Origin of the sequence: Anaerococcus sp. Marseille-P3625, assembly GCF_900232825.1 — a bacterium.
Classification (GTDB): domain Bacteria; phylum Bacillota; class Clostridia; order Tissierellales; family Peptoniphilaceae; genus Anaerococcus.
This window is the reverse complement of the sequence record NZ_OCTP01000009.1, coordinates 139,773-150,452: the sequence shown is the minus strand read 5'-3', so window position 1 is coordinate 150,452 and position 10,680 is coordinate 139,773. Positions and strand designations below refer to the sequence as shown.

At 33.1% G+C, this 10,680-nt stretch carries 10 protein-coding genes and 1 rRNA gene; all 11 read right to left on the bottom strand.

The features are described 5' to 3' along the window. Nucleotides 1-211: ribosomal RNA gene (locus CS884_RS01320) — 16S ribosomal RNA — on the bottom strand; the annotation flags it as partial. Between the two features lie 337 nt (nucleotides 212-548). Beyond that, nucleotides 549-776: a DUF951 domain-containing protein gene (locus CS884_RS01315; protein WP_099320297.1), complete on the bottom strand. Its 228-nt coding sequence runs from the start codon at nucleotides 774-776 to the stop codon at nucleotides 549-551. Nucleotides 777-779: 3 nt separating this feature from the next. Next, nucleotides 780-1,613 (bottom strand): mechanosensitive ion channel family protein, encoded by an 834-nt coding sequence (locus CS884_RS01310; protein WP_180753280.1) that lies wholly within the window; start codon nucleotides 1,611-1,613, stop codon nucleotides 780-782. Nucleotides 1,614-1,692: 79 nt separating this feature from the next. Next, nucleotides 1,693-2,175, bottom strand: a complete 483-nt coding sequence (locus CS884_RS01305; RefSeq protein WP_099320295.1) for a GDSL-type esterase/lipase family protein — start codon at nucleotides 2,173-2,175, stop codon at nucleotides 1,693-1,695. Beyond that, nucleotides 2,172-4,166 (bottom strand): alpha-amylase family glycosyl hydrolase, encoded by a 1,995-nt coding sequence (locus tag CS884_RS01300; RefSeq protein ID WP_099320294.1) that lies wholly within the window; start codon nucleotides 4,164-4,166, stop codon nucleotides 2,172-2,174. Before CS884_RS01300 ends, CS884_RS01305 begins: the two co-directional genes overlap by 4 nt. Nucleotides 4,167-4,185: 19 nt before the next feature. Continuing rightward, nucleotides 4,186-6,243 (bottom strand): elongation factor G, encoded by a 2,058-nt coding sequence (gene fusA, locus CS884_RS01295; RefSeq protein WP_099320293.1) that lies wholly within the window; start codon nucleotides 6,241-6,243, stop codon nucleotides 4,186-4,188. Nucleotides 6,244-6,382: 139 nt separating this feature from the next. Next, nucleotides 6,383-6,751 (bottom strand): DUF956 family protein, encoded by a 369-nt coding sequence (locus CS884_RS01290; RefSeq protein ID WP_099320292.1) that lies wholly within the window; start codon nucleotides 6,749-6,751, stop codon nucleotides 6,383-6,385. A gap of 3 nt (nucleotides 6,752-6,754) precedes the next feature. After that, nucleotides 6,755-7,723 carry a PTS system mannose/fructose/sorbose family transporter subunit IID gene (locus CS884_RS01285; RefSeq protein ID WP_099320291.1) on the bottom strand — a complete coding sequence of 323 codons (969 nt, stop codon included), beginning with the start codon at nucleotides 7,721-7,723 and terminating at the stop codon, nucleotides 6,755-6,757. 11 nt (nucleotides 7,724-7,734) lie between these two features. Continuing rightward, nucleotides 7,735-8,550: a PTS mannose/fructose/sorbose transporter subunit IIC gene (locus tag CS884_RS01280; RefSeq protein WP_099320290.1), complete on the bottom strand. Its 816-nt coding sequence runs from the start codon at nucleotides 8,548-8,550 to the stop codon at nucleotides 7,735-7,737. A gap of 9 nt (nucleotides 8,551-8,559) precedes the next feature. Next, nucleotides 8,560-9,558 (bottom strand): PTS sugar transporter subunit IIB, encoded by a 999-nt coding sequence (locus tag CS884_RS01275; protein ID WP_099320289.1) that lies wholly within the window; start codon nucleotides 9,556-9,558, stop codon nucleotides 8,560-8,562. Between the two features lie 94 nt (nucleotides 9,559-9,652). Continuing rightward, a complete protein-coding gene (locus tag CS884_RS01270; RefSeq protein ID WP_099320288.1) occupies nucleotides 9,653-10,645 on the bottom strand; it encodes a Gfo/Idh/MocA family protein in 993 nt (330 codons plus the stop codon). Between the last annotated feature and the right edge of the window lie 35 nt (nucleotides 10,646-10,680).

Sequence of the window (10,680 nt, the reverse complement as noted above, 5' to 3'; positions counted from 1 at the left end):
TCATGCGATGGCTTTATGTTATTGGGTATTATTCTCAGTTTCCTAAGGCTATCCCCATCTCTAAGGCAGGTTACTCACGTGTTACTCACCCGTTCGCCACTAATCCACTTATTTTCATTCCGAAGAATTCAAATGAGTTTCATCGTTCGACTTGCATGTGTTATGCACGCCGCCAGCGTTTATCCTGAGCCAGGATCAAACTCTCATGAAAATTTATATGAGAGCTTTTGATTCAAGCTCTTTCATTTACACTGATTTTCATCAATGCGTGATTTTTGTTTTTGAAATCAACTTGGTTTAAATTGTTTAATTTATGGTTGATTATATTTTTTTATAATCATTGATATTATGTTTTGGGATATCTTTTTGATATCCGGTTCTTTGCGGTTCTTTGGGAACCGACTTTTATAGTCTACTACTATTTTGTTTGCTTGTCAAATCTTTTTTGTGTTTTTTTACAAAAGTTTTACTTAGCTTACAAATTTTTGTAGTGTTGACTAGTTTAGTCTACCATCTTTTTTTATTCTTGTCAATAGTTTTTTTATTTTTTATTCTTCTTCTGGTTGATAGTTAACTATTGAGACCATCTTCCCATCTTTGTCTTGGATTTTTCTTATTTTTTTGTCAAATTCTATTCTTTTTAGCCATATTGTTTTTTCGCAGCCTAGACATTTTAGTTTCATGTCAGCCCCTATTCTTTCTATTTGCCATTTATTTTCTCCACAAGGGTGGCCTTTTTTTAGGGTTATAATATCTCCTATTTTGTATTTTTTCATCTATCATTCCTTTTCAATTATTTCTATTTTATTTACACAGGTTTTTAAATTATTTTTTATTATCTCTTCAACAATCAATTTCTTTTCTCTTCTTGCAAGAGCCGATTGATAGCCCGGAACAGCTGTGGCTGTTGTTCTTATGCAATAGGAATTTTCTTTTATTTCTACTACTCCAAATAAATCCACATCTTCAATTATATATTTGTTTAGGTCTTTTTCTGCTTTTAGTTTCTTTGAGACTTCTTTTATTAATTCTTTTGCTTTATCGATCGGAACTTCATAGGAAAGCTGGATATCGCATTCAAATTTCATTGGCCCACTGTTCATATTTTCTACTACAGTTATTTGTGAGTTTGGAATTGTATATAGCGATCCTTTGTAGTCTCTTATTTTTGTATGACGCATTCCTAAGGTTTCTACTGTACCTTCGACTCCACCAGCTTTGACCCAATCGCCAACTCTATAAGTATCATCTACTATTATAATAATGCCAGTTATCAAATCTTTTATTAGGGTTTGCGTTCCAAAGGCTATTGCTATACCACCGATTCCTGCTGTTGCAATTAGCGATCTTGTGTTTATTCCAAGCATATCTAAGATTATTATTGCAATTATAAAGCCGACCAAAAATTTAATTACTGTGCAAAAGTTTTTGCTAAGAGTTTCTATTCTTACTTTCCTATAACCGTCAGCATCCATTTTCCCAGAAAATATCTTTTCTATTAGACGATTTAATAATTTTAGGACAATTTTCCCCAAAATCATTACTATAATAATTGTAATTATATGTTTAAGTATTTCAGATTTTAATATTTGTTCTATATTTATTTCGCCCACAAACTTCTCCTTTGTTAAATTCATTCTTCTTTCATTGTATACTATTTTTGCAAATAAAAAAGCAGCCTTAGCTGCTAATTTATAAAAGTTCTCTTATTTTTTCTGCCAATTTTTGATGAAATTCTTCTCTCATGTGAATGCCATCTATATAAGATGATTCGATTTCCCTTGCATCAACAACTGGCATATTTAAAGTTTTTAAGATTTGTCCATAATAATTTATGGAATTGTTTATAAGTTTGTATACTGGATAGGCGTCTTCTTCTTCGACTAAGGGTGGTATTACTAAAATATTTTTCTTGGACTTCGATTTGTTTAAAATTTCTTTTATATTTTCAAAAGCTTCTTCCACTGGAATATTTTGATAAAAATCATTAGTTCCTGCAAAAATTATCAGAACATCTGATTCTTCGCCAATAAATCTCTCGTTAATTAAAGATGTCGTATCTCCATTAACGCCTAAGTTTACTATTTCATGGCCCTGATCTTTCAAATAGTCCGCATAGGTTTTTCCCACCAAAAAACCTTCAGTAAAAGAATCTCCCAAGCACACTATTTTCATTGGTCACACTTTTCCAAAGCTAGGGCAGTTCTAGATGGTATATAAATTTTGATTCCGTCATAGTCTGTGCATTCTAGTTTTTCTGCTGTGTAAATATAGTCTTTACTTATTCTATTAAGGCCTCCAAATCTACTTTCATCTGTGTCTAGAACTGTTCTAAATTTCCCTGTATCGTGAATTGGTATGGCAAATGATTCGTAAGAATTTGTTGGATGGAAATTAAATATATAAATTATTTCCTTATTTCTAAAGGCAATAACTTTTCTATCGTTATCTAACCATAGTCTAAATATCGTTGAGCCTAATTGCTTATATTTTTGAACAAATTTGAGCATAGCTTTGTCAAATTCTCCCAAATAAGAATATTTTAGGTAGGCAGCATCAAGAATTGACCATTTTCTCTTAGCATAATCGTAAGAATAGCCATTGCCTTCCCTCGGAAAATCTATCCATTCAGGATGACCCGCTTCATTTCCCATAAAGTTTAAATATCCGTCAGAGCCCATTGATATTGTTATCCATCTTATCATTTTGTGTAGGGCTATGGCTCTATCGATGATTATATTTTCTCTGTTTTTATCCATTGACTCATACATTTCTTTATCTGCCAATTGAAATATAATTGTCTTTGAACCTACTAATGCTTGATCGTGGCTTTCTACATAGGCTATGCGTTTTTCTTCTGGTCTATGGGTTGATAATTCATACCACATATTACCTAAATCCCAATCTTCATCGCGTTTTTTAAGTGTTTTTTCCCAAAAATCTGGCATGCCCATAGCAAGCCTATAATCAAAGCCTACTCCGCCAAATTTTACCGGCAAGCACATTCCTGGCATTGCGGACATATCTTCTGCAATTGTAATAGCTTCCGGCTTAATTTCTCTAATTAATTCATTGGCTAGTTGTAGATAATTAATGGCTTCAATATCGGTATTCATAGAAAAATATTTGCTGTAATTATCAAAATTTTCACCACGTCCATGATTTTTATAAATCATTGAGGTTACACCATCAAACCTAAAACCATCAAAATGATATTCTTCAAGCCAATATTTTATATTTGATAAAAGATAGTGGATTACTTCCGGCTTGCCATAATCAAAAAGTTTGCTGTCCCAATCAGGGTGATTTCCCTCATCTCCGCTATGGAAAAATTGATAGTCTGTGCCGTCAAATTCGTTGATTCCTTCAGCTGTATTTTTTACTGAATGAGAATGAACCAAATCCATTATTACATTTAGGCCCATTTCGTGAGCCTTATTGATTAAAGATTTTAAGTCGTTATTTTCACCATACCAAGAACTTGGTGCGTAAAAATTGCTAACTTGATAACCGAACGAACCATAATAAGGGTGTTCAGCTATGGCCATTAGTTGGATTGTGTTGTAGCCATCTTTTTTTATCCTAGGAAGCATTTGCTTCTCAAATTCTTTGTAGGAAGAAACTTTGCCTTCTTCGGAAGCCATTCCAATGTGGGCTTCGTAAAGGAGGATATTTTCTTTTTTGATTTTAAAATTTTCATCGGTCCAGGAAAAATTCTTTCTCGGATTTTCTATTATCGCAGCAAAGTCAAGATTTTCATTTCTTTCAACTCTTGTTGCATACAAAGGAATCCTATCTTTTATTTTTCCATTTGCTTCAACTAGGACTTTGATTCTGGATTTATGAGCAAGTGTTCTTATTCCTTTGATGAAAATTTCCCAATCACCATCATTTATTTTTTTTAGGGGATGGGAATGTCTATTCCAATTGTTGAAATCTCCAATTAAGTATAGACTTTGGGCATTTGGCGCCCACTCTCTGTATATCCAGCCATTCTTTACCTTATGAAAGCCATAATATTGATGAGCATTGGCAAAGTCTTTGAGAGTCTGCCCGTTATTTAAAATTCTATTTTTTTCTTTATCAAATTCATTCATCCTAAGATTAATGTCATTTTCATAATCTTTTAACCAAGGGTCAATCTCTAGTATTTTCCACTTTGCCATTGCTCGCTCCTTTTTGTAATTATTCAGCTCTATCTTTTATAACTTTTTCTGTAATTTCTTTTGGAACCTCGTCGTATCTTACAAATTCCATTGAGAATGAACCTCTTGCTGATGTTTGGCTTCTTAGGTCAATCGCATAATTTAAAACTTCTGCAAGTGGTGCTTCTGCAATAATTATTTGACTACCGTCAGCTTGTGGATCCATTCCAAGGATTCTTCCACGTCTTTTGTTCATATCTCCCATTACATCGCCCATGTAAGCTTCTGGAACTCTTATTTCAAGTTTCATAACTGGTTCTAGCAAGATAGGATTTGCTGCTTCAATTCCTTTTTTGAAGGCAATTCTTGCAGCTGTTTTAAAGGCTTGCTCGTTACTATCTACTGGATGGTAAGATCCATCGTATAGGGTTGCATGTATTCCTGTTACCTTATATCCTGCAAGTGGTCCTTCTGATAATGATTCTTCAAGACCTTTTTCTACAGCCGGGAAGTAGTTTTTAGGTACTGCGCCACCGAATACTTCTTCATCAAAGATAAATTCTTCATCAGTTGGTGCAAATCTTATAAATACATCTCCATATTGTCCAGCTCCACCAGATTGTTTTTTGTGTTTTCCTTGAACATCTGATTTGCCTTTGATTGTTTCTCTGTAAGGGATTTTGTATTCTACAACTTCTGTATTTACGCCATAATTGTCGCGTAATTTATCCATTATAACTTCTAGTTGAACATTTCCAAGTCCAGATAAAATTTGTTGGCTTGTTTCCATATTTCTTTCATCTTTAAATGTTGGATCTTCTTCTATAAGTTTTTGTAAAGCTTCTGATATCTTATCCTCATCGTTTTTGCTTACTGCTTTTATTGCATAGAATAAAACTGGTTTTGGATATTTTATTGACTTATATTCTATCGGTTTATCCTTGCTAGCAAGGCTATCTCCTGTTGAAAGAACATCTAATTTTGTGAAAGCTCCAATATCTCCAGCAATTACCTTATCAGTTTTGATTTGTTCTTTTCCTCTTAGGAAAAATAGGTTGCTTGCCTTAACTTCTTCGTTTTTGCTAACATCAAAAATTTTATCATCCTTATTAACAGCACCAGATAAAACTTTGAAAACAGAAATTTTTCCTACGAATGGATCTGCAATAGTTTTAAATACTACAGCTGAAAATGGTGCGTCTTCTTTTGTTTGGAAAGCTTCATATCCTTCCTTAACTCTAAATCCGATATTGGCAGATTCATCATCTATTGATGGCATATATTTGCAAATAACTTCTAATAATTGGCTTAGACCGATTTCTTTTTCGCTAGATCCTGCAATTAAAGGAACTACGCTACCGTTTAAGATTGCTTCACTAAGACCTTTTCTGAATTCTTCTTCTGAGAATTTTTCTCCTTCAAAGAATTTTTCCATAAGTGAGTCATCTGTTTCTGCAACAGCTTCTATAATTTCATCATAAACGGTTTCAACTTCTGCTAGTCTAATTTCTGGTATTTCCACTTCTTTTTTCTCGCCATTTTGATAGGTGTAAGCTTTTTTGTCCAAAACATCTATAACGCCTTCAAACTTCTCGCCTTCTCCAAGCATAAGTGTTAAAGGAATAATTTTGTTGCCAAATTCTATATGCAAATCTGATACAATTTTGTTGAAATTAGCATTTTCTTTATCTAATTTATTTACAAATATAATTGATGGCAAATTAATTTCTTGAGTATAGTTCCAATATTTTTCTGTTGCAACTTCTATGCCATTTTCTCCATCTATTACAAATAAAGCCGCTTCGCTTGCTCTTAAAGCCTGAAGCACTTCTCCTTCAAAATCAAAGAATCCTGGTGAATCTATAAAATTAATTTTATAACCTTCGTACTCTACTGGTATTATAGAAGATTGAATTGAAATATGTCTCTTTTTTTCTTGTTTGTCATAATCTGATACTGTATTTCCGTCTTCAACTCTACCTTTTTTATCAATTGCGCCAGTTCTGTATAGCAAAGCTTCTGCAAGAGTTGTCTTTCCGCTACCAGAATGGCCTACCAAGGCCAAATTTCTAATCTTTGATGTATTGTAAACTTTCATCTTTCCTCCTTTATGAAAACATTTATATTAATAACTTCAAAAATGCCTTCTAAATCTCTATAGATAAATTATATAGCAAAAACATATATTTGACTAGTATTTAGAAAATGTTTTCATCCTTAAATTTTAAAAAGCTCTCCTAAGAGAGCTTTTGCTTTTTTATTTTGGCTTTTATAAAATCTAAAAAGCCGAGAGATTTCCTAAGTTTGTCATCACTTATATACTTATTTATACTTCTAAGTGTGAGTTTGTTATCTTTGCTTGAAAATATAAAATCTCCATTTTTCTTTGTGTGTATTGCAAATCGTGGGATTTTGTTTTTAAAGATAACTTCTGCTGTTACAAGATCTATCTCTTTCCAAGGAATTTGTATAAAATCATTGGGGTTTCTTCGATTATAATACTCAAAAGCCCTATCGCCTATTATAATATTTCCAGAACTTGTAAGACCTTGTAAATGCTTAGCTTCGATTGTCAAATCTATCTTAGAATTTTGAGATTGTGCCATAAATTACATTAAGTGAAGTAATCTAGCGATTATTCCTATTGCAAATAAAGCTAAAATAATTACAATTGGAGATACATCTTTTTTAAGAAGCTTAGAAATTCCAAGTGTTAGTAACAATGGAACTAAGCCTGGTACAAGAATATTTAAGTTATCTTGTAAAGTTGTAACCTTCTCTGGGCTTAGGGCATTAGCACCATAAGTTGAGTACATTTCCATAGCATGTTTTACTCCATCGGCTCCAGCTGGTAGATTTGCCCAATCGATAAATGTTTCTTTTTGTTGAAGAACTCTTGTAATTACTACGCTAAAGTTTACATTTACCCATCTTTGAACAAGGGCTCCAATTACAAACATACCTAAAATTGATGCCATCAAGGTAACTTTTCCTAAAAGTCCGCCAGATAAGTCTTTAGTTATTTCTTTTCCTGCTTTATAGCCAAATTCTTGTGTTTTCCAAAGGAAAATATATCTGATTAGGTTCCAAAATACAAAGAAAATAATTGGTCCTAAAATATTTCCAGAAAGGGCTAAAGATGCACCTAAAGCTCCTAAAATAGGTCTAATTGTAAACCAGAAAACTGGATCTCCAACACCAGCAAGCGGTCCCATCATTCCTACTTTTACGCCGTTTATTGCAGCATCATCGATTTCAACTCCGTTTGCTCTTTCTTCTTCCATAGCAAGAGTTACACCTAAAACTGGAGCTGATACATAAGGGTGGGTGTTGTAAAATTCCAAGTGACGCTTTAAAGCTTTGACTTGATCGTCTTTGTTAGTATATAAAGCCTTAATAGCAGGAATCATAGCGAATGCCCAACCACCGTTTTGCATTCTTTCAAAGTTCCATGTACCTTGTAAGAATTGATGTCTATTGCAGATATTTCTTCTAACTTTTTCCGATAATTCTAATTTTGTTCCATTTTTTACAAGTTCACTATCATCAACTTTTTTATTTTCTAATTTATCAGTCATTCCAATCCTCCTTAATAGTCATTTATGATATCCCCTAGAGGATCTCCTGAAGCGGCATTTTGACTTCCAGAATTTAGAGCAAGACCTTTAAGCTTCATATAAATTAAGGCAAAGGCAACTCCAATAATTCCAAGACCGATTAAAGTAATTTGTGGTATTGCTGCAATTACAAAACCTAAAGCAAAGAATGGCCATGTTTCTTTGGTACTCATCATATTTAATACCATGGCATAACCAACAGCAGCAACCATTCCACCACCTACTTGCATTCCGCCTTTTAACCATTCAGGCATAGCTTTTAGGGTATTTGTTACAACTTCTGCAGGAATAAAGCAAAGGATAAGTGCTGGTATTGCAATTCTAAGTCCTTGCATAGCAACTCCTGCCCAGTGTATTCTTTCTATTTTTGCAAAATCTGCATTTTCTGCAGCTACATCCATTGCATGAACCATAGGAATTGCAAAAGTTCTTGCAAGCATTGTCAAGAATAAACCTGCTACAGAAAGTGGTATAGCTAAGGCTATAGCTGTTGAGATTGCTTCACTTACATTTGTACTTCCACCACTTAGCGCTAATGACATAATAATAGCACTTGCAACTGATGCTAAAGCAGCATCTGGAGCAACTGCAGCGCCTATGTTTGCCCAACCTAAAGCTAATAATTGTAGTGATCCACCAAGCATTACACCTTCTTTAAGATGGCCTGTTACAAGACCAATAAGAGTGCAAGCAACTAGCGGTTGGTGAAATTGGAATTGATCTAGTATTCCTTCACAACCTGCTAGAAAGGCTACTACAAATATCAAAATAATATTTAAAATATTCATAAATTCCCCCTAATTCATTTTCAATTGTGTTTTTGCTTTGCTAAGCATACTGTCTATATTTTCTGATTTATCAGATGGAACTTTTCTTACGTCAAATTTTATTCCACGACTTATCAATTCTTCTAAAGTTTTTACATCATCTTCATTTGCTGAAACAGCACTTGTAAGATTTACTTTGCCTTCTGAGTAAGCCATTGAACCGATATTTACTTTTTCTAGTTGTCCACCTAAATCTAATAATTGCAAAACATCTTGTGGTTTTTCAAACAAAAGCATAGCACGTGTATTTCCAAATCTTGGGTCTTCGAGTATTTCTTTCATCTTCCAAACTGGTACTACGTGAGCCTTTACTCCTGGTGGTTCTGCCTCCATTACCATGCTCTTTCTAAGTTCATCTTTGCTAACTGAATCTGATACAACGATAATCCTATCTGGTTTTGTTGTTTTTGTCCAGGTTGTAGCTACTTGACCATGTAAAAGACGTGTATCAACCCTTGCTAGAACTATGTCTATTTTGCCATCACCTATTACAGTTCCTTCTGGAATTGCTCCAACAACTTGTGGATTGGTAGCGATTTCATTATTGCTAATTTTTTCATCTTCCTTAGGGTTTAAATCTTCAGGTTTGATTTTTATTCCTTCTTTGGCAGATCCAATAATGGCTTTTGCTATTTCGTGAGAAGATTCATTGCTAAAGCGTTCTGATAAAGCTTCAATCACCATAGGTAGGTTCATTCCAGCTACTATAGCCCACTTATCTTCGTGACCTTCTAGCAAGTTTGAAGTTTGATTAAAAGGTGTACCGCCCCATAAATCAACTAGAAATAAAATTTGATCGGTATCCATCTTGTTAATACAAGCTTCTAAGTCTTTTTTTAAGTCATCAGGTCCCATTGATGGCAAAAGAATAGCTGATTCAAAATTTTCTTGCTCTCCAAAAATCATTTGAGCAGATTCTTTAATACCTTCTGCAAAGTGACCATGACTTGCTAGTATTATTCCAACCATAATTTCTCCCTTCTTTTAATAAATACTTATAAATAATTCCAAATAGAAATTCTTTATGCTTTTATTATAACAAATTTTTTCATCATTTAATACACTATTCGGCTATTTTATCATCAGGATAATATATTTTAGCAAAATATCTTGCTTTGGTTAAAACTTCCATATAATTTCTAGTTAGTTCTAGCAATTGGTTGGCTTCTTTTATATCTCTTTTGTCTATTATTTCCTTAAATTTTACAAATTCATAATATAATCTGTGTTTATTTTTTAAATTAAAATCAAAATTTTCTTTGCTGCCATCAGTGTTTATGATTTCAAATTTTTCAAAAGTGCTGACTGAGCCAGGAATTTGCATAGTTTTTTTATTTCCTTGGATAGTATTTGACGTTTTAGCAATAGAATCTTTAGATCCAATCAAAGAAGCCTTAAAGTTTCCATAATCTAGTATAAGAATCCCAGAGGTATCTATGCCTTTTTCGATATTGGCAAAATATTTGACATCTTGTGGTAGACCAAAACTATCAATCACAAAAGAAATATTGTACAAATTTATATCCATCAAAGCTCCACCAGAAAATTCTTTGGAAAAAGCTGGAGCTATGATATCTTTTTTAAAATCGTCATATCTTGATGAATATTGAGAATAGTTGAGAGAAACAATTTTTATATCTCCCAAATCTTTTATCATTTCTTTGGCTTTTATGGCATTTGCTATGAATCTATGGCTTATAGCTTCAAGGACTATAACTTCTTTTTCTTTTGCCAAGTTAATAATTTCTTCTGTTTGTTTGAAATTTGATGTAAAAGGCTTTTCGCAAATTATATCCTTGCCCTTTTCTATGGCTTTTTTCATGACTTCATAGTGCAAGTTATTTGGCAATCCTATGTAAATAACTTCAATCTCATCGTCATTTATCAATTCGTCAAGGGATAAATAATATTTTACGATTTGATATTCTTTGGATAGTCTTTTTAGTTTTTCTTCATTTCTTGCAGCAATTGCAAGGACTTCTATTCCGTCAATTTCTTTTATAACAGGCAAGATTTCATTTACAATTTTACCTGCCCCTAAAATACCTAATCTCATATCTTGCTCCTTTGTATTTTTTATTAATATAATTT

What these genes read in the sequence shown, in the direction of transcription:
- CS884_RS01285 (WP_099320291.1), bottom strand. Translation starts at nt 7,723, where the DNA reads ATGACTGATAAATTAGAAAATAAAAAAGTTGATGATAGTGAACTTGTA.
- CS884_RS01270 (WP_099320288.1), bottom strand. Translation starts at nt 10,645, where the DNA reads ATGAGATTAGGTATTTTAGGGGCAGGTAAAATTGTAAATGAAATCTTG.
- CS884_RS01300 (WP_099320294.1), bottom strand. Translation starts at nt 4,166, where the DNA reads ATGGCAAAGTGGAAAATACTAGAGATTGACCCTTGGTTAAAAGATTAT.
- CS884_RS01290 (WP_099320292.1), bottom strand. Translation starts at nt 6,751, where the DNA reads ATGGCACAATCTCAAAATTCTAAGATAGATTTGACAATCGAAGCTAAG.
- CS884_RS01305 (WP_099320295.1), bottom strand. Translation starts at nt 2,175, where the DNA reads ATGAAAATAGTGTGCTTGGGAGATTCTTTTACTGAAGGTTTTTTGGTG.
- fusA (WP_099320293.1), bottom strand. Translation starts at nt 6,243, where the DNA reads ATGAAAGTTTACAATACATCAAAGATTAGAAATTTGGCCTTGGTAGGC.
- CS884_RS01275 (WP_099320289.1), bottom strand. Translation starts at nt 9,558, where the DNA reads ATGGTTGGAATAATACTAGCAAGTCATGGTCACTTTGCAGAAGGTATT.
- CS884_RS01280 (WP_099320290.1), bottom strand. Translation starts at nt 8,550, where the DNA reads ATGAATATTTTAAATATTATTTTGATATTTGTAGTAGCCTTTCTAGCA.
- CS884_RS01315 (WP_099320297.1), bottom strand. Translation starts at nt 776, where the DNA reads ATGAAAAAATACAAAATAGGAGATATTATAACCCTAAAAAAAGGCCAC.